This window comes from Nitrospira sp. KM1 (genome assembly GCF_011405515.1).
GTDB lineage: Bacteria > Nitrospirota > Nitrospiria > Nitrospirales > Nitrospiraceae > Nitrospira_C.
The window spans coordinates 2,881,834-2,899,698 of record NZ_AP022671.1 but is presented as its reverse complement, the minus strand read 5'-3'; the positions used below and the strand labels follow the sequence as shown (position 1 = coordinate 2,899,698).

18 protein-coding genes are annotated in these 17,865 nt (G+C 55.2%); 4 read left to right on the top strand and 14 right to left on the bottom strand.

The features are described from left to right. Positions 1-503: 503 nt before the first annotated feature. Genes dapB through W02_RS13530 form a run of 9 tightly spaced genes read right to left on the bottom strand, consistent with a single transcriptional unit; the run spans position 504 to position 10,507 of the window. Positions 504-1,307: a 4-hydroxy-tetrahydrodipicolinate reductase gene (gene dapB, locus W02_RS13570; RefSeq protein WP_173048573.1), complete on the bottom strand. Its 804-nt coding sequence runs from the start codon at positions 1,305-1,307 to the stop codon at positions 504-506. Between the two features lie 26 nt (positions 1,308-1,333). After that, positions 1,334-2,206, bottom strand: a complete 873-nt coding sequence (dapA, locus tag W02_RS13565) for a 4-hydroxy-tetrahydrodipicolinate synthase (protein ID WP_173048571.1) — start codon at positions 2,204-2,206, stop codon at positions 1,334-1,336. Between the two features lie 33 nt (positions 2,207-2,239). Next, the gene (lysA, locus tag W02_RS13560) at positions 2,240-3,502 is read right to left on the bottom strand and encodes a diaminopimelate decarboxylase (RefSeq protein WP_173048569.1); all 1,263 of its coding nucleotides are present in this window, start codon (positions 3,500-3,502) and stop codon (positions 2,240-2,242) included. Beyond that, positions 3,495-5,408, bottom strand: a complete 1,914-nt coding sequence (locus W02_RS13555; RefSeq protein ID WP_173048567.1) for a B12-binding domain-containing radical SAM protein — start codon at positions 5,406-5,408, stop codon at positions 3,495-3,497. The genes lysA and W02_RS13555 overlap by 8 nt, the downstream gene beginning before the upstream one ends. A 47-nt stretch (positions 5,409-5,455) precedes the next feature. After that, the gene (locus W02_RS13550) at positions 5,456-5,692 is read right to left on the bottom strand and encodes a hypothetical protein (RefSeq protein WP_173048565.1); all 237 of its coding nucleotides are present in this window, start codon (positions 5,690-5,692) and stop codon (positions 5,456-5,458) included. Beyond that, entirely contained in the window at positions 5,689-7,101 is a 1,413-nt protein-coding gene (argH, locus tag W02_RS13545; protein ID WP_173048563.1) for an argininosuccinate lyase, read from the bottom strand. Before argH ends, W02_RS13550 begins: the two co-directional genes overlap by 4 nt. Next, positions 7,098-8,312 (bottom strand): argininosuccinate synthase, encoded by a 1,215-nt coding sequence (locus W02_RS13540; protein ID WP_173048561.1) that lies wholly within the window; start codon positions 8,310-8,312, stop codon positions 7,098-7,100. Before W02_RS13540 ends, argH begins: the two co-directional genes overlap by 4 nt. Continuing rightward, positions 8,309-9,274 (bottom strand): ornithine carbamoyltransferase, encoded by a 966-nt coding sequence (gene argF / locus W02_RS13535; protein ID WP_173048559.1) that lies wholly within the window; start codon positions 9,272-9,274, stop codon positions 8,309-8,311. The genes W02_RS13540 and argF overlap by 4 nt, the downstream gene beginning before the upstream one ends. A 21-nt stretch (positions 9,275-9,295) precedes the next feature. After that, positions 9,296-10,507: an acetylornithine transaminase gene (locus W02_RS13530; protein WP_173048557.1), complete on the bottom strand. Its 1,212-nt coding sequence runs from the start codon at positions 10,505-10,507 to the stop codon at positions 9,296-9,298. 157 nt (positions 10,508-10,664) lie between these two features. Here W02_RS13530 and W02_RS13525 point away from each other — a divergent pair, with 157 nt between their 5' ends. Continuing rightward, positions 10,665-11,297 (top strand): DUF2628 domain-containing protein, encoded by a 633-nt coding sequence (locus W02_RS13525; RefSeq protein ID WP_173048555.1) that lies wholly within the window; start codon positions 10,665-10,667, stop codon positions 11,295-11,297. Between the two features lie 19 nt (positions 11,298-11,316). On the opposite strand, the gene W02_RS13520 is transcribed toward W02_RS13525, so the two are convergent. Then, a complete protein-coding gene (locus W02_RS13520; RefSeq protein ID WP_173048553.1) occupies positions 11,317-12,198 on the bottom strand; it encodes a hypothetical protein in 882 nt (293 codons plus the stop codon). Between the two features lie 85 nt (positions 12,199-12,283). On the opposite strand from W02_RS13520, the gene W02_RS13515 reads away from it, so the two are divergent. Further along, positions 12,284-12,889 carry a 2,3-diphosphoglycerate-dependent phosphoglycerate mutase gene (locus W02_RS13515; protein ID WP_173048551.1) on the top strand — a complete coding sequence of 202 codons (606 nt, stop codon included), beginning with the start codon at positions 12,284-12,286 and terminating at the stop codon, positions 12,887-12,889. Positions 12,890-12,896: 7 nt separating this feature from the next. On the opposite strand, the gene W02_RS13510 is transcribed toward W02_RS13515, so the two are convergent. Further along, positions 12,897-13,376: a hypothetical protein gene (locus W02_RS13510; protein WP_173048549.1), complete on the bottom strand. Its 480-nt coding sequence runs from the start codon at positions 13,374-13,376 to the stop codon at positions 12,897-12,899. A 167-nt stretch (positions 13,377-13,543) separates the two neighbouring features. Between W02_RS13510 and W02_RS13505 the strand changes: the two genes are divergently transcribed. Beyond that, positions 13,544-14,047 carry a hypothetical protein gene (locus W02_RS13505; protein ID WP_173048547.1) on the top strand — a complete coding sequence of 168 codons (504 nt, stop codon included), beginning with the start codon at positions 13,544-13,546 and terminating at the stop codon, positions 14,045-14,047. 54 nt (positions 14,048-14,101) lie between these two features. Here the strand turns inward: W02_RS13505 and W02_RS13500 are convergent, their stop codons facing one another. Next, positions 14,102-15,124 (bottom strand): ATP-grasp domain-containing protein, encoded by a 1,023-nt coding sequence (locus W02_RS13500; RefSeq protein ID WP_173048545.1) that lies wholly within the window; start codon positions 15,122-15,124, stop codon positions 14,102-14,104. Continuing rightward, on the bottom strand, positions 15,121-16,173 hold the full coding sequence (locus W02_RS13495) for a putative zinc-binding metallopeptidase (protein ID WP_173048543.1): 1,053 nt from the start codon (positions 16,171-16,173) through the stop codon (positions 15,121-15,123). The genes W02_RS13500 and W02_RS13495 overlap by 4 nt, the downstream gene beginning before the upstream one ends. 168 nt (positions 16,174-16,341) lie before the next feature. Here W02_RS13495 and ttcA point away from each other — a divergent pair, with 168 nt between their 5' ends. Next, entirely contained in the window at positions 16,342-17,214 is an 873-nt protein-coding gene (ttcA, locus tag W02_RS13490; protein ID WP_197742235.1) for a tRNA 2-thiocytidine(32) synthetase TtcA, read from the top strand. Between the two features lie 101 nt (positions 17,215-17,315). Here ttcA and msrA read toward each other — a convergent pair whose 3' ends face one another. Continuing rightward, positions 17,316-17,852, bottom strand: coding sequence for a peptide-methionine (S)-S-oxide reductase MsrA (gene msrA, locus W02_RS13485; protein WP_173048541.1), 537 nt, complete (start codon positions 17,850-17,852; stop codon positions 17,316-17,318). Positions 17,853-17,865: the final 13 nt, after the last annotated feature.

The window sequence follows — 17,865 nt, the reverse complement described above, 5'->3', positions numbered from 1 at the left end:
GTGCCGTGCCTTATTCGGCACGGCGTGAACCTCAGAGGCTCAGCGTACTGCCCGGGTAAGAGCGGCTTGGGCCGCTCGGGGCGGGCGGGTGAGACCCGGGAAAACGACTGTTCCCACAGTCGGTGGGCGGGCGGTGAGAAAGGTTACGCTTCGCCTCAAGACACTGGGCGCTCACCGACTCGCGCCCGTCCGCAACCGTGGCGCTCATTATTCTTCGCGCCGCGGACCTGGCTGCGGCCTTGCCCGCGGAACGGCGCGTTGCGGGATAACGATTGCAAAGCAATCGGTGGGTGGGAGGGTGGAAATGGAATCGCCGGGGCTGGGTGGGTGAGACAATGGCCTTTTTGAACATCCTATGAGCTCTTCCGACCCGATCAGCGATCATACTCGGCTCTGTGTTTTCCGGAGTCCAAAACAGTTTTCGACAAGCCTGCGAGGAAACTGGAAAGCCTCCAGTCGTAGGTGGTGATTGAAGAGGCCAATTCATTCAGGCGCATGGACCATCACTTCAAATCCAACACATCCGTCATGTCATAAAGTCCGGGGGGCCTACCGGCCACCCACCGTGCCGCTCGCAATGCTCCCTGGGCGAAGGTATCACGGCTGCTGGCTCGATGCGTGACCTCGATGCGTTCACCCACCCCGCCGAAGAGAATGGTGTGGTCGCCGACGATGTCGCCGGCCCGAATTGTCTGGATGCCGATTTCAGATTTCTTGCGTTCGCCGATCACCCCTTTTCTTGAATAGACTCCGACTTGGTTCAAATCTCGATTGACGGCCTTGGCCAAGACCTCGGCAATCTTCAGCGCGGTGCCGCTGGGGGCGTCTTTCTTGAGCCGGTGATGAGCTTCGATGACTTCGATGTCGTAATCCTCTCCGAGCGTCTTCGCCATTTCACTGATGATCTTGCAAATGAGGTTCACCCCCACACTCATGTTCGGCGAGAAGACGCAGGGAATGCGGCCGGCCAACGTCTTCAGTTCATCCAACTCCGATGCGGAAAATCCTGTCGTACCAATGACCATAGCCCGTTGGTGTTGCGCCGCTGTGCGAAGGTTCTTCAGAGTGGCTTCGGGTACCGAGAAGTCGATGACCGCTTGGGCCTGGCCAATCACTGCCGAAAGATCGTCGGTAATCCTGATACCGCTGCGATCACAGCCGGCGACCTCACCAGCGTCCTGGCCGACCGCCGGATGTCCTTTGCCTTCAACGGCCCCGGCCAATCGAAGTTCGGCCGCTTCTTTGATGAGGGCCACGAGACGGCAGCCCATACGACCGGCCGCGCCCGCGACAATGATATTCACCATGTGTGATGAGCTTTCTGCGCAGAGCGCTAAATCAACCCGGCGTCCTTCAAGACTCGCGTGAGTTGCGCTTTGGTATCAGAACCCATCGGACAGAGCGGCAGGCGAAGTTCCGGATTGATCTTTCCCATCAGCCCCAACGCCTCTTTCACAGGGATCGGATTGGTTTCATAAAACAACGCGGCGAACACGGGACTGAGTTTGAAATGCACTGCGCGAGATTGTTCGACTCGCCCGGCGAGAAAAGCATTGACCAGTTCGGACATTTCATCAGGTACGATATTGGCCGTCACCGTGATGACGCCCTTGGCACCGACCGCCATCATCGGTAACGTCAGCGCATCGTCACCCGACAATACCGTCATCCGCTCGCCGCAGGTCTGAACGATGTCGGAGGCTTGTTGAACCGATCCGCTTCCCTCCTTGATCCCGACGATATTCTGAAGACCGCATAGTCGAGCGACTGTAGCCGGCAGCATATTGACACCGGTACGGCCGGGGATATTGTAGAGGACCTGCGGAAGGTCCACCGCTTCAGCAACGGCCTTATAATGTCGGTACAGTCCCTCCTGAGTCGGCTTATTGTAATAGGGTGTGATGAGAAGCGCCCCGTCGGCTCCGTCTTCCTTGGCGTGGCGGGTCAGCGAGATAGCCTCAGCTGTGCTATTAGACCCGGTTCCTGCGATGACCGGCACGCGCCCATTCGACACTTCAACTGCCAACTTGACGACCCGGTGATGTTCCTCATGCGTCAGGGTGGCGGATTCTCCTGTGGTTCCGCAGGGCACAATGCCATTCGTGCCGTTCTCGATCTGCCATTCGATGAGATCGGCAAACGCCTTTTCGTCCAGTTTGCCGTTCTTGAACGGGGTCACGATGGCGACTAACGATCCGGTGAACATGGGCACTCCTTCCTGATCATTTCCATTCCACGACTATCCAAGGAATGCGGGAACCGCTTCACCTCGGATCAAATCGTCATACGTTTCGCGCGCGCGGATGACATGGACTTCTCCATCCTTCACGAGCACTTCAGGCACTCGCGGCCGTGAATTATAGTTGGACGCCATGACGAATCCATACGCGCCAGCGCTCATGACCGCCAACAGATCGCCCGGCTTCATTTCCGGAAGCATGCGGTCCTTGGCAAGGAAATCTCCCGACTCACAGACGGGTCCGACGACATCGACGGTATGCCGCGCACGCTGCATGATTACCTCAGAGACGGGTCGAATGTCGTGATAGGCACTGTAGAGGCTCGGTCTGATCAAGTCGTTCATTGCAGCATCGACGATGATAAATCGTTTCGCTTCGCCGACCTTTTCGTATAGGGCTTTGGTGACAAGGATGCCGGCATTCCCCACGATGACGCGGCCGGGCTCCATGACCAACGTGATATCCAACCCTTTGAGCTGAGGCGAGATGGCATCGGCGAGATCCCGGGGCAACGGCGGTTTCTCGTCTGAATACGTAATCCCTAATCCGCCGCCGATATTGAGGTAGCGGATATTGATTCCCTGTCCTTTGAGTGCTTCGACGAGACCGAGCACCTTCTTCAGCGATTCGACAAACGGGGATACCTCGGTCAATTGTGACCCGATATGCGCATGGACACCCACCACCTCGACATGCGTAAGCGAGGCAGCCTGTTTAAATTCTTCCAACGCGCGGTCGGCTGCGATCCCGAACTTGCTTTTCTTCAAACCGGTGGAGATGTAAGGATGGGTCTTCGGATCGATGTCAGGATTGATCCGCAGTGCGATCCGAGCCTTCTTCTTCATGGAAGATGCTACGTCGTGGATCGCCTGGATCTCGGCTGGTGACTCGACATTGAACATTAGGATATCGGCGTTCAGCGCATCGCGAATCTCTTCGGCGCTTTTGCCGACGCCCGCAAAGACGATCTTCGCCGGTGGCACCCCTGCTTTGAGCGCGCGGAACAATTCTCCCCCGGACACGATATCGACACCGCTTCCCTCTTTTGCCATGAGTCTCAGGATGGCCAGATTGGAATTGGCCTTCATCGCAAACGCCATGACATGGGGGATGCTCTTGAATGCCTGGTCGTAGGCTCGGATATGCCGGATGAGGGTCGCATGACTATAGATGTAGCAAGGTGTGCCGACTTCCTTGGCGATCCGGCTGACCGGCACGTCTTCGCAATACAGTTCGCCGTGGCGATATTCAAAATTATGCATCCTGAAGGTCCTCGCTGAGCATTTCGAGGCCGGCAAGGGAAAACCCCTGGAGGGCCGTCTCAAAGGCATCCTTAAACTTTCGGTACCGTACTTTCACGTTCGGAATGGCTGCTTTGATCGCTTCCGGATCCACCAATGTCTTCAAGGCATCGGGGGTCGCGAGCTTGAGATGTTCAAAATTCACAATGATGTCCATCTTCGCTTTCTCTGCGGCCATGGTCATCCGCTTGATCAGTTCCTGAGCGTTGAGACGATCCAGCGTGCCTTCAAGATCGACAAACAGCGCTGCAAATTTGTCATGCCGCTTCACCTTGATGTTCAGCGCGAGATGTTCGACCGGAAGCGTTTTGGGATCCGAACGCTGTTTGGGCGCGTGCAATGCGCTGGGCATCAACTGATCGGTGTCGAAGACCGGCAGTTTCGCCTGAAGGTTCTTCAGCACGGACGCCAATGGGGACAGCCTTCCCCTTGGACAGCCTCGTTTGACCAGCTTGCGAAATTCCCGGTTCATCTCCCACCGTGCAATGAACCGCTGCTTCGTTCCGGACAACCGCCGCCAGATGTTGGGCAATGAATAGAATTGATGGTTCGCCCAATGGAATCCTTCTTGGAGCTGTTCAGGCGTCATACGGCTGGGATGAAACACGACATGTTTTCCGTCGTACTTTGACCAGTCCCGATCGAAGATGCGGCCGGCAGCATTGTAGCGGTCATAGAGCGCCGTGCCGGGCAGAGGGGTCAGGACATTAAAATATGCCAGCTCCACCTGGTTGTTCGTCAGGAATTCGACGGCCCGTTCAAAGACGGCTTCATCGTCATTGTCGAAGCCAAAGACGATGCCGGGATTCACCATAATGCCATAATCGTGAAACATTTTGATCTCTTGCGAAAACTTCTTCACACGATTGAATGGCTTGTTGGTTTCGTCCAGACAGTCTTCGTCGAGCGACTCCATTCCCACAAAGACGGACACACAACCGCTTTCGGCCGCCAGTTTAACCATCTCCTCATCGTCCGCCAGGAACAGCGTCGATTGGCATCCCCATTTGATCTTGAGTGGTTTCAGCGCTGCCCACAATTCCCGACAGTATGCACGGTTGCTGTTGTGCAGATCGTCGACAAACGCCACGATGCTGCCGTCCTCGATCCCAACACGAATACGGAGCCCGAGGATGAACGCCTTCCACAGCGGTTCGTCTCTGATCCGCTCGACCAGCTCGCCGCGGATCCAGCGCTGCATGTTTTGCAGCTCGGTGACGACTTCCTCAACCGGACGCCGTCTCGTCGTCTTTCCGTTAAATGGGGAGACGCTGCAAAACTCACAGTCGAAATGGCAGCCCCGCGTCGTAAAGCTGCATTGTCTGGTCATGTACGAATCCGGGCTCAGGAGCTCGACACGCGGACTCTTATACCGCTCGAGTGCAGGAAACGACGTCATCCGGTAGATGCGCTGCATCTGTCCCGCTTCGTAGTCGGCAACCAGCTGCGGCCAGAGATCTTCCGCCTCCCCGCACACGATGGCGTCGGCATAGCGTAGCGATTCGTCCGGGCAGTAGGTCGGATGCACTCCGCCCATGACGACGGTCTTCCCCCGTCGATGGAATTCCTTGGCTATTTCGTAGGCACGCGGGGCATAACACGTCATGATGGAAATCCCGACCATGTCGCACGGGTCGTCGAAATCGATATCTTGAACCGCCTCATCGACAAGCGCGACATCCCAGTGTTCCGGCGTATAGGCCGCGATCGTCGGTAAGCTGAGCTTGGGGAACCAGACCGCACGTCGCTCCGACGCGGTCAGATGGTATTGGCTGTTTCGCGGATAGGGGTCGACCAAGAGCAACCGCCGATTCGCAGTGGAACGATTGATCGGCAACCCCTGTTTGAGCGGCTGGATCAATTGCATAGTTCCTCCATGACCTCGCGTGGCGAGTGACGCATCGGGTACGTCGCTTACCGAGTGCCCACGGGATGCAATGACGGCAAATTCACGTCTTGGCCTTGAAACTCGGGGTCTGACTGAGTCGGGTCAACATCTGACACCGGAGGTTGCCGACCGTTCAATGCGTCTTGACGTTTCTGTTCTTCGATGGTGACAGCGACGCCGACATGCTCCGGTGGAATTGGAGAACCGACCACGCCGCACGCCGTAAGAGAACAGACGACGAGCGCCATTACACCCTGTCTCACGATAAGGCCCGTTCCAACTCCTTGATCCGTTGTTCGACCCGCCTGCGGGCCGTTCCGCCAACTTGTGCTTTCCGATTGATCGCCCCCTCGACCGTCAGCTGCGCGAAGACATCTTTCTGGATCCGATCGGAGAATCCCCGTAATTCCTCAAGCGACATGTCGGCCAATTCCCGTTTGCTCTCCAGCGCCGCCCGCACGACCCGTCCAGTGATCCCGTGAGCATCGCGGAACGGCACCCCACGAGTGACAAGATAATCGGCCAATTCGGTCGCCAGCAATCCGCCGCCTTCAACGGCCTGTTGGAGAACAGCATGATTGACTTTTACCCGTCGCATCAGTTCAGTCATGATTTCAAGCGCGGCCGATACTGTATCGATCGCATCGAAGACCGGCGGCTTATCCTCCTGTAAGTCACGATTATAACTTAACGGGAGACCTTTGAGAGTAGTCAGAAGATTCATCAGGTGCCCGTAGATTCTGCCGGTTCTTCCTCTGATCAGCTCCGGCACATCAGGGTTTTTCTTCTGTGGCATCATGCTGCTGCCGGTGCAAAAACCGTCCGGTAGATCGACGAACCGAAACTCCTGCGACGACCAGACGATGAGTTCTTCACTGAGACGTGACAGGTGCATCATGACGATCGAGAGGGCTGCGGCCGTCTCGATCATGAAATCTCGATCGGACACCGCATCGAGACTGTTCGCCGTCACGGCCGGAAAGTCGAGCAGCCGCGCCGTATAGCCACGGTCAATGGGATAATTCGTCCCGGCCAATGCCCCGGACCCGAGCGGCATGACATTCAGTCGTGTTCTGGCATCGCAAAGCCGACCCTTGTCACGTTCGAGCATTTCCACATAGGCCAGCAGATGGTGTGCGAACAACACCGGCTGTGCTCGCTGCAAATGGGTATATCCCGGCATGGGCACGGCACGATTGGCTTTGGCGCATGCCACCAACGCGCGCTGGAACTCCTGCACGCGGGTACGAAGGACATCGAGTTGATCCCGAAGATAGAGGCGGATATCGAGTGCCACCTGATCGTTCCGACTTCGTCCGGTGTGCAATTTGCCTCCCAATGGGCCGATGAGTTCGGTCAGACGTCGCTCGATAGCCATATGAACGTCTTCGTCCGTCGGCCTGAACCTGAACCTGCCTCGGTTGAATTCTTGCTTGATGGATTCCAGACCGCGCACGATGGTCGCCATCTCCACTGCTTTGAGGACACCGGCCTTCCGCATCGTCTTGCAATGGGCAATGCTGCCCTGAATATCTTGCGCGTATAAACGACGGTCGGTCTCCACCGACATGGTGAAGGCTTCCACGAGCCGGTGTGTCTTTTCCCGGAACCGGCCGTCCCAGGCCTTGGTGCCGGTCGATCCGGTCCGTCCGCGCTCCCTCCGCTCGATCATCGGGATGGTGCCTTTTTCCGCTGCGCCCGAATCTTCAGCCGCAACGCATTGAGACGGATGAACCCCTCCGCGTCTTTTTGATTATAGACGTCGTCTTCTTCAAACGTGGCAATGTCGAGCCGGTAGAGCGACCGATTTGATTTACGCCCTGCGAGGGTACAGCTTCCCTTATATAACTTGACCCGCGCCGTACCTGTGACGTCTTTCTGGGCCTCATCGATCACCGTTTGGATCATTTCCCGTTCCGGGCTGAACCAGTAGCCGTTGTAAATCAGATCCGCGAACCGAGGGATGAGACTGTCCCTGAAATGCAGCACTTCGCGGTCCATCGTCAAGGATTCGAGACCCCGATGGGCGACATGGAGAATGGTCCCACCGGGAGTCTCGTAGACGCCGCGCGACTTCATACCCACGTAACGGTTTTCCACAAGATCGACGCGACCGATGCCATGCGCGCCACCGAGTGTATTGAGCGTGGCCAGGAGAGTCGCCGGACTCATTTTCTTGCCGTTGACCGCGACGGGATTGCCCGCTTCATAATCAATCTCGACCTCGATCGGCTTGTCCGGTGCCCGTTCCGGTGAGACAGTCATTTGGAAAATCTCGTCAGGCGGAGACTCCCAAGGATCTTCGAGAATTCCTCCTTCGTAGCTCACGTGGAACAGATTCAAATCCATGCTGTACGGCTTGGCCTTGGTCGCCGTGACGGGAATGCCGTGACGATCCGCATATTCGATCAACTCGCGGCGCGACCGCATGGTCCACTCACGCCACGGCGCAATGATCTTCAGTCCCGGCGCCAGCGCCATGTAGGTGAGTTCAAAGCGCACCTGATCATTGCCTTTCCCGGTCGCGCCGTGGGATACGGCCTCCGCGCCCTCTTTGAGCGCGATCTCGGCCTGCCGGCGGGCTATCAATGGTCTTGCGATGGATGTGCCAAGCAGATAGCATCCTTCGTACATGGCATTCCCACGCAACATCGGAAAGACGTACTCACGAACGAACGTTTCGCGAAGATCCTCCACGTACACTCTCTTGACCCCCAACGCCCGCGCTTTGGATTTTATGGCCTTGAGATCTTCTCCCTGACCGAGATCGGCGCAGAACGCGATGACTTCCGCCTGATAGGTCTCCTGTAACCATTTCAAGATGACGGATGTATCAAGCCCCCCGGAATAGGCCAACACGACTTTTTTAATGGAGCGACTCATGATGTACGGTGTTTCCTCTCCCCTAACAGTTGGGTCAAGATGGCCTTTTGCATGTGTAACCGATTTTCCGCTTGATCGATAACGACCGATTGAGGGCCGTCCAGTACATCGGCGGTGATTTCTTCACCCCGGTGCGCCGGCAGGCAGTGCATGACGATGACATCCGGCTTCGCACGTCCCACCAGACGCATATTGACCTGATACGGCGCAAGAACTTTGAGCCGTCTGGCCTGTTCACGCTCGCGCCCCATACTGATCCAGACGTCCGCGTAAATGACATCCGCTTCTTTTACTGCCGTATGTGGATCGTGACTGAGGTCGATGGTGGCTCCGGTTTTTGCGGCTTCGAGCCGAGCGAGGTCGACGACGTGCTGATCCGGCTGATAACCGGATGGACAACCCAGGGCGACGCTCATTCCTGTTTTTGCAGCAGCTTCAATCAGGGAATTTGCGACATTGTTGCCGTCTCCGACGTACGCGATCTTGACCCCCTTTAAACGTCCTTTTTTCTCCCTGATGGTCAGCAAATCCGAAAGAGCCTGACAGGGATGGCTGAGATCGGTCAATCCGTTGATAACCGGCATTGTCGATTCACGCGCCCACTCCTGGACTGTGGCATGGTCATAGGTGCGGATGACGATGCCATCGAGATAGCGTGACAGAACTCGCGCGGTATCGGCCACGCTTTCGCCGCGCGAGAGCTGGATGTCACTCATGGGCAGAACTAAGGCATGGCCGCCCAACTGATTCATGCCAGCCTCAAACGATACTCTGGTCCGTGTGGATGGCTTTTGAAACAGCAGCCCGAGCGTTTTCCCCTGCAGGAGCTGATGAGAAATACCGCGATGCTGTTTGTCCTTCAGTCTGGCAGCGAGGGCAAGCAGGTCTTCAATCTCGCGGCGTGAGAGCGTCGCGACATCAATCAAATCCTTTTCGGAAGCGTGGCGTCGTTTCGTCGGCATGGTCAATCGGTCGCTGCACTCTCAATGGGCCGATACTTCCAATGCATGTCGATTAAACGTATGTGACAGTACGTCGAGCAATCGATCGATCTCAGGTTGCGTGATGATCAACGGTGGGACCAATCGGACGACATGGTCGCCGGTCGCATTGACGAGGATGCCACGCCGCAAGCAGTCGCTGACGATGACTTTGGCGTCCATATCAACTTCGATTCCTTGCAGGAGGCCCATACCGCGAACATCCCGTACGACATGATGTCGGTCTTTGCAATCCATAAGGCCCTTGCTCAGATACTCACCCATTCGTTTACCCTGGTCCAAGACGCACCCTTCGAGAAGAACACGAAACACCGCCAATGCCGCCGCGCAGGCCAGGGGATTGCCGCCGAACGTCGAGGCGTGCGCGCCTCGACCGAACGCCTGCGCCACAGCGTCTTTCGCAAGGCAGGCACCGATTGGCACACCCCCGCCAAGCCCCTTTGCCAATGTCATCACATCAGGTTCGACACTAAGCTGCTCATAGGCGAAAAGCGTGCCGGTGCGTCCCATGCCGGTCTGCACCTCATCAAACATCAACAGAATATCTTTCTTGGTGCAGAGCTCTCTGACGGCTGCCAAATACCGCCGATCCGCCACATGAACCCCGCCTTCTCCTTGAATCGGCTCAAGCAAGATCGCCGCGGTCTTATCGGTAACGGCCTGTTCGAGTTCCGGCAAGTTGTTCAGAGAGACATGCAAAAATCCCGGAACCAGAGGCTCATATCCCTTCTGGACCTTTTCCTGGCCTGTCGCGGTGAGCGTGGCCATGGTTCGGCCATGAAAGGAGTTGTTCATGGTAATAATTTCAAACCGACCGGGACCGTATTTGCCATACGAGTACCGGCGAGCCAGCTTGATGGCGGCTTCGTTGGCTTCCGCACCGCTGTTGCAAAAGAACACTTTGTCGGCAAAGGAATGATCCACTAGGATTTCCGCAAGTCTGACCTGGGGTTCCGTGTAGTAGAGATTCGACGCGTGAAGGACTTGCGTGGCCTGCCGCTGAATCGCCGAAACGAGATCCGCATGGCCGTGACCAAGCAGGTTCACGGCAATACCCCCGACGAAATCTATGTATTCACGGCCCTCCAAGTCGTACACCTTGGTTCCCCGGCCCCTGACTATCGAAAGGGGTTGCCTGGTATAGGTATCCATGAGGAAGCGCTCGGCGTCTTCCTTGAGCTCTTCGGTAGGCATGGCAGTCGTATCCCGTTGTAAAGAAAGGAAAGCTAGCATAGCTCCTCTATGAAATCAACCTGACCGCAAACCGAGCGACGGGTTCTTCCCGAGGTCATGTTGTTGGCCACTACTCCCGCGAGACTATTATGGTACTCTCTGGCGAATGAAGGTCTGCATGCAATGCCGACAACAGAATCAGGACGACTCGCGGTTTTGCTACCAATGCGGGACCGGGCTCTCTGACGTGCCGACAGGTCAGACTCTTGAGGAACCGACCTTCCGTGCCACAGAAGCCGATGTGGATCTTTGGCGGCGATTCATCGGTCCCAATGCGGATCGTTATCTCCAGCAGTTCAAGAAATTCGGGCCTGAGCAAAATCCGAAATTTGCACTGACGTGGAATTGGCCGGCATTCTTGTTCATTTCATTCCTCTGGTTTCTTTATCGCAAAATGTATCTCTACGCCATGGTGTATGCGATTGGGCCTATGGTCTCAGCCTATCTCACCGGTGATATGACATCGGGAATCGTATGGAGCGTCATGGCAGGGGCCACCGGCAACTATGTCTATTTCTGGCATTGCCGAGAACAGATCGGAGAGATCAAGCAAAAGGCGTGGAATAATCCTGCCGGCCAGGAGGTCGCCTTAAAGGAAACCGGAGGCGTCCAATCGTATGTTATCTGGGTAGGAGTTTTCTTTTACCTGCTCTTTGCGCTGGTCATGGCAAAAATGGTTCAGGAAGGCCCGCCGGACTTCAAACCTGGACCGTCGAAACCAGTGAAACCCGCTGCATCGACTACGACCTGACGCATCACTCTCCAATTTGCTAAATGGAGCGCTGCCACCCAATCCAGGCCTGAAACCATAAGAAGTCCTGCTCGTAGGCGGCCCCCCCTGCGTCCGTTGCCTCCTGCCGTTGTTCGAGCTGCGTGTAGGTTCTTGGCCAGTTTTTCTGCCACCAGGATTTCAGTTCATCGGGACTGTAGGGTTGCCCGAACTGGTTTAGAATGCCGGCGACTTCACAGATCGGCGCTACGAGCGGCCAGTAGCGGTCCTTGCCTAACCCCAGGCTCCGGAAGTGTTCACGGAGCAGAAAGACGACCCATAGTTCCGCACTGTGCTTCTTGTTGTGTTTAAACGGTTGGGTTTGACGGAGTGGAACCGGATCGAACGCTTTGACGATGGATGTATAGTCCGGTCCTCCGTAGGTTCCCGCCGCTTCGGCAATTCCCTCGACGACATTGGCCAACTCCAATTCAATGACCTCGGGTTGCGTGCGATGTTTGTGACCGGGCTGGTCGGACAGGGGACCGGGACTCGTCAGGAGTTCAATCAACGGCTTGAGTTCACGCAATCGACCGGCAGCCGCCCTGAGGATTTGCTCAGATTCCAGCCAGTAGTCCGGATCATTCTTGGTGAGTCGTTCTCGGCCTGGTGGCGGAAGCACGGTCGGCACCCAATACCGCATCAGCACAAAGAGAACATAATCAACTTGCACTCCCACCTGGACCATACGCTCCAATAAATCGCCTGTCTGAATGCGTCGAAAGAACGGAGTCGCCTTGTCGGTGACATGGAGACGCTCCGCCATGCGTTGCCACCAGCTTTGGACCACGAGCCAATCGATGTCGTGCGGAGGAACGGGGTTCATGAAATTGAGCGTCTTCGTTGGAAGAAAGTTGGCGGGAATGGTACTGCCAGCGGTCATCGAAAGCAACGCTTGACTTGAGCCTCTGATCCAGTATTCTCTCCGCATACAGGAAGGGCGGCGGATGCCGAAGGAGGGGGTATCGATGGCTCGTCTGGTTTTACTCCGTCATGGACAGTCGCAGTGGAACTTGGAAAACCGTTTCACCGGTTGGGTCGATGTGCCGCTATCGCCCAAAGGCGTTCAGGAGGCAAAACAGGCCGGTGAAAAGCTGCGAGGATTTTCGTTCAATCGTGCGTTCACTTCTGTCTTGAAGAGAGCCAATGACACGCTCCAACTCGCGCTGGAGACGATTGGCCAATCAACCATTCCCATAGAAAAAGATAGGGCCCTGAATGAACGGATGTACGGCGATCTGCAAGGACTGGATAAGGCGGAAACGGCCAAGAAGTTTGGTGACGAACAAGTCAAGATTTGGCGACGAAGCTACGACGTGCGTCCTCCGGGCGGTGAGAGTTTGAAGGATACCGCAGAGCGGGTACTGCCCTATTATGAACAAACCATCAAGCCATTCATTTTGAAAGGCGAGACAATTTTGATCGCCGCGCATGGGAACAGCTTGCGCGCGCTGGTGATGGAACTGGAACAGCTCTCCAGAGAACAGGTACTCGAACTGAATATTCCGACTGGCGCGCCCTTACTGTACGAATTGGATGCCCAGGGCCGCACCCTCGATCACCGGTATCTGTGAGGGTCAGTCAGCCTAGATCCTTGAGCACCTCACCATACGCATCGACCGGCACAGAATCGATGAGGAGCGTCAGCACATTCCGCCGGCTCTCCTCTTCCACAATCCGTTGCTCTTCCAACATCATGCCAAGCTCGGCGCTAATGGCTAGTGGGCTCATCCCTTCATTCGCGAGTCGCTCGTAGCGATGTGTGCGTTCCTGCTGTTCGATTGAATACTGGTTCCACGCGGGAACAGTTTTTACTTCATCCGCCGGCCAAGACTGTTCAATGGAGTTGAGGACGAGCTGTTTGACGAGAACGCGGCATTCCTTGGGGATGTGCGCCTCCACCGCCATGGTGATCCAGAAGAAGTTGAGCGAAAGAATTTCCTGCCAAATAACCTGTGCCTGTTCCGGTGTGGCGTGGATTCCATACTCTTCGAGCCCGGAAGGAGAAAGACGGCTGGGGAGCTCATGGAGCACCGCCTCTGCAGCTTCATTCGGTGTCATAGCCCGTCTTCCGTTCCGTCTACTTGGTCAAATCAGATCCCACCTACAGGGCGCGAGAATACCGCAGGAGCGAAACGGGCTCAAGCGCCTTGTTCAGGGAGAATCCCCCATGCTAGATTCGCTTCATGCTTCGCATTGCAGAAAAATTCATAACCGGATGTCTCCTCATGGCCTGCACGTACATCATGGTGCCGTCAGCACATGCGGATGAGAATCGTTGGGGATTCGGGACGGGGCTGGGATTTACATCGGGAACCGTCAATAACACGGTTTTTACGATGGGCTTTAACCTCGACTACTACTTCGACAGAAACTTCTCCGCGGGTCCCATGCTGCAAATCAGCCCGATGGGGGATCTGTTTCAGATCGCTTTCGCCGGGGTGGGGCGTTATCATTTCCGTTTTAACAATCACGTGAACCTCGTTCCGTTCACCGGTATTGGATTTCTTCACGCGGATCTCGACAAGGGAACCGGTCCAACCCGCATCGATCGCAACGATACAAGCTGGTTTATCCCCATTGGGGTGTCGCTCGAATACCAGGTCATTCCCAACATGGCGCTGAATTCGACGCTTCAGGTCAACTTACACGACATCAATCTTTCTCCGTCATTAACGGAGAGCGATAATTCCAGCGTCACCCTTCTATTCGGATTCAACTGGGGACCCTGATCGATTCGTCCGCGTCGACCGACCATCTATAGATCTACGGCTTGTGCGTGACGTTCACGCGGCCTTTGCCGGTCGCCAACGTAACCCGACATGCAGTAGCTCCTGCAGCAATTCGGGATACGGGTAGCCAGCCTTCTCAGCAGAGTCTGCAAAGTCTTCGTCCTGTGCGATCTGCGGATTGGGATTGGCCTCCAAGATGTACAGACGTCCGCTGCAATCCATTCGCAAATCGATCCTGGCGTATCCACTCAGACCGAGCGCCCGGTATACGCGTTTGGCCAAGTGCTGGATTTGTTCCGTCTTGCCATCCGGAAGGTGTTTGGCTTCCGTCGATCTGATTCCATATTTGTCCTGATAGGTTCGGCTCCACTTCACCCGTTGCGTCGCGATGCGGTTGGCATCATCCGGCAAATTATCCATATTCAGTTCCCATACGGGCAGCACCTGAAGGTGAGCGTTCCCGATAACCCCGACGTAGAACTCGCGGCCCTCGACATATCGTTCAATGAGGGCGTCGGTGCCGACACTCTGATGAATAAACGACACCCGCTCCTGCAACTTCTCATCATCCTGAACGATCGACGCCTGTGAGATACCGAGCGAGGCTTCTTCCGTCACTGATTTTACGATGAGGGGAAACGAGAGGCATTTCGGCCGCCGGACCGTCCGGCCTTGCAAGACCACCATGAAGTCCGGGAACGGTATTCTATGAAATGAGAACAATTGTTTTGAGAGTGCCTTGTCTCGTGCAAGCATCAATCCTCGAGGATTGCAACCCGTGTAAGGGACATGCAACAGCTCCAGATATGACACGACATGTTGGTCAAAAACGGCCATGCCGTCGAATTCTTCAAGGAGGTTGAACGCAATCTGAGGATTCCATTGCTCAACGGCCGCACGAATGACGCCAAGGTCGCTTCTCACGCCAAGAGGTTTCACATCATGACCCAGCTTGCGAAGCGCTCGTACGACGTCAAATTCCGTCTTCCACTCAGCACCCTTAGGATTGTGGCCGTTTAATTGGTCTGGTGGAATCAAGTCTTCGTGCATAAGTACGAGAACTCGCATACGCTTCATACGGCCACCTTATGCCGTCCGCTACGAAGATAATTCATGGTATGGACGGTCAGAAGAATCGTGAAGTCCAGCTTCGCCTGTTCCTCAGGTCCTTGGAGGCGCAGGTTGAGTTGTCGACAGCGTTGAATCATGTCCTCGAGCACGAGATCGATGGTGTATTGATACTCACCGGTCCACCCGGCAACTTTTCGACGAACCTCGCGTCGGAAACGATTAAGAAACCTTGCTGCGCTGATTGGGCCAGACTCGTCCGAGAAGAGCCGTTTGAGATCGGGATCGAAGAACGATGTTCGTTCAATCCGATAATGGCTTCGTTTCCGTTCGTAATGTTCACGAAGTGTCTTCTTCATCGTGTCGAGAGGATCGACCGTTTCTTTGCTGGTCACCGCTGGCGCTACATCAGACAACCCACGCATGAGTTCGTCCATATACTGGAGTTTCCGAATGACCGGCCATCCTTTATATCGATCAGCCCACGTTGCACCCGGCGTAAGCCAGACTGCAAACGTCTCGGCAAAATCTTCATCCGGGTGACTTTGCGCATACCACACATCGAGGTGTCTGACGAAGCTGCGGCTGTAGGGACGGGGACGATAGTAAGTCGGATACGGTTCAGACGAACGACCGAAGATTTGTTGACGGCTTCGAAGTCGTCTTGTTCGGTAGGCATTTTCGATCGCGTGTCCGGCTTCATGTCTCAAGATGCGCATGCACCATTCGTTCGTTCCACCTTCAACTTCTAACATCTGTGCCAGCTCAAGCTTCATCAGGCGAGGATGCGAGAGATAGAAAGGGATGGCAATTCCCGGCACACCGTCGGGAGTAAACCATTCGTTGGATAACCAGAAATGCGGTCGGAACTTCAAATGATTGGATTCGAGTTCACTGTAGAGCTGGTGGATGAGACTTGAGAGAAAGGGGGATGCGAGGGAGACCTCTAGATGGCACATCGGCAGGTCCAAGAGTTTGTCATCAGGCCAAGGAACCCACCAAGGTTGCGATTCAGCTGTGGAGGAAGCCAACGAATGCCGCTTTTCCAGCTTCAGCATCTTGCAACTCCTACCGTTCAGATCACACTAACCAGAGTGGCACTGATGACCGCACGGGGCCTGTAGGGAGCAGAATGAAGCCATCCAGGGATTCCGTCAAGAATGAAGAGGAACGTTGCCGGAGTGTGCCATCGACAGAGTCATTCCTGTCCGCATACAATGCCGGTCATGTTTCAACAGTCCGGACCGAAAGCTCCAGCCTCCAGGCTAGACGAGACGACCGAGCAACTGCAGACCCGCATGCTCCGTCTGATGGGGAAAACGATAGTCGACTATGGGCTAATAGAGAATGGCGATAAAATCATGGTTTGCTTATCAGGCGGAAAGGACAGCTACGGCCTGCTGGACCTGCTCCTTGTTCTGCAACAACGAGCGCCAATCCATTTCGATTTGGTTGCCGTCAATCTGGACCAAAAGCAGCCGGGATTCCCTCCAGAAATCCTACCCAAGTATCTGACAGGTATTGGTGTCCCCTTTCATATTGAGGAGCGGGATACTTACTCAATAGTTAAACGACTCATCCCAGCGGGTCAGACGACCTGCTCTTTGTGTTCTCGACTCCGCCGTGGACATCTCTACAGGATAGCCACCGAATTGGGCGCTACCAAGATTGCCCTCGGACATCACCGCGACGATGTTCTCGAAACCTTCCTTCTGAACCTCCTGTTTACCGGAAAATTGAAAACGATGCCAGCGAAGCTATTGTCCACGACCGGACGTCACGTCGTCATCCGGCCGCTCATCGCTGTTCGGGAGAGCGACCTTGCACGATATGCCAACCTTAGGGCATTTCCGATCATTCCTTGTGACCTCTGCGGTTCACAGGAGGAACTTAAGCGCAAAGAAGTCAAAGAGTTTTTACGAGAGTGGGAGGATCGATGTCCGGGATGCACAGCTAGCATGTTCGCCGCGCTGTCCAACGTCGAGCCCTCATTGTTATTGGACCGAGGACTGTTCGATTTTAAATCTCTCGGGGTCAACGCCGTAGGCTCAGAAATCCAGGATGCATGGTTGGATCAAGGTGAAATGCAGGCTCCCTGATTGAAGGATGTCCCTGTCGCCCGTTACCGAGCAAGAAGCTTTGTCGCTTGTGATGTCGCGAGAACCTGCCTTACGGTTGAAGAAGAATGAAAGCAGGAACGTCAGGATTTCAACTTGGCCAAAAATAGTTTTCGGAACTTCACCATCTTTGGCCCGACGACTGCCGTGCAATACCCCTGGTAAGGATTCTTCGCATAGTATTCCTGATGGTAGGGCTCGGCTTCGTACCAAGAAGTGGCAGGCGTGATCTGAGTCACGATAGGCGCTGGAAACGTTCGATCTTTGTTCAAGAGTGCGACCATCTCCTCGGCCGTCTTTTTCTGAAGCTGATCGTGATAGAAAATAGCCGATCGGTACTGAGTACCGACATCATGCCCCTGTCGATTCAACGTCGTAGGATCATGAATTGAAAAAAACACTTCAAGCAACTCCCGGTAGCTCACAACAGTGGGATCGAATGTGATGCGTATCGCTTCAGCGTGACCCGTACTGCCGGCACAAACCTCCTCGTAGGTAGGATTATCCTTTTGTCCACCTAAGTAACCAGACTCGACGGAGATGACGCCCTGCAATTGATCATAGACCGCTTCAAGACACCAGAAACAGCCTCCTGCGAGAGTGGCAAGTTCGTGAGCCATATGATTTGATCAT

Excerpts from the sequence above, each read along its gene's own strand:
- dapB (WP_173048573.1), bottom strand. The coding sequence starts at position 1,307 with ATGGTGAATATCATTGTCGCGGGCGCGGCCGGTCGTATGGGCTGCCGT.
- dapA (WP_173048571.1), bottom strand. The coding sequence starts at position 2,206 with ATGTTCACCGGATCGTTAGTCGCCATCGTGACCCCGTTCAAGAACGGC.
- lysA (WP_173048569.1), bottom strand. The coding sequence starts at position 3,502 with ATGCATAATTTTGAATATCGCCACGGCGAACTGTATTGCGAAGACGTG.
- W02_RS13555 (WP_173048567.1), bottom strand. The coding sequence starts at position 5,408 with ATGCAATTGATCCAGCCGCTCAAACAGGGGTTGCCGATCAATCGTTCC.
- argH (WP_173048563.1), bottom strand. The coding sequence starts at position 7,101 with ATGATCGAGCGGAGGGAGCGCGGACGGACCGGATCGACCGGCACCAAG.
- W02_RS13540 (WP_173048561.1), bottom strand. The coding sequence starts at position 8,312 with ATGAGTCGCTCCATTAAAAAAGTCGTGTTGGCCTATTCCGGGGGGCTT.
- argF (WP_173048559.1), bottom strand. The coding sequence starts at position 9,274 with ATGCCGACGAAACGACGCCACGCTTCCGAAAAGGATTTGATTGATGTC.
- W02_RS13530 (WP_173048557.1), bottom strand. The coding sequence starts at position 10,507 with ATGCCTACCGAAGAGCTCAAGGAAGACGCCGAGCGCTTCCTCATGGAT.
- W02_RS13525 (WP_173048555.1), top strand. The coding sequence starts at position 10,665 with ATGCAATGCCGACAACAGAATCAGGACGACTCGCGGTTTTGCTACCAA.
- W02_RS13520 (WP_173048553.1), bottom strand. The coding sequence starts at position 12,198 with ATGACCGCTGGCAGTACCATTCCCGCCAACTTTCTTCCAACGAAGACG.
- W02_RS13515 (WP_173048551.1), top strand. The coding sequence starts at position 12,284 with ATGGCTCGTCTGGTTTTACTCCGTCATGGACAGTCGCAGTGGAACTTG.
- W02_RS13510 (WP_173048549.1), bottom strand. The coding sequence starts at position 13,376 with ATGACACCGAATGAAGCTGCAGAGGCGGTGCTCCATGAGCTCCCCAGC.
- W02_RS13505 (WP_173048547.1), top strand. The coding sequence starts at position 13,544 with ATGGCCTGCACGTACATCATGGTGCCGTCAGCACATGCGGATGAGAAT.
- W02_RS13500 (WP_173048545.1), bottom strand. The coding sequence starts at position 15,124 with ATGAAGCGTATGCGAGTTCTCGTACTTATGCACGAAGACTTGATTCCA.
- W02_RS13495 (WP_173048543.1), bottom strand. The coding sequence starts at position 16,173 with ATGCTGAAGCTGGAAAAGCGGCATTCGTTGGCTTCCTCCACAGCTGAA.
- ttcA (WP_197742235.1), top strand. The coding sequence starts at position 16,342 with ATGTTTCAACAGTCCGGACCGAAAGCTCCAGCCTCCAGGCTAGACGAG.
- msrA (WP_173048541.1), bottom strand. The coding sequence starts at position 17,852 with ATGGCTCACGAACTTGCCACTCTCGCAGGAGGCTGTTTCTGGTGTCTT.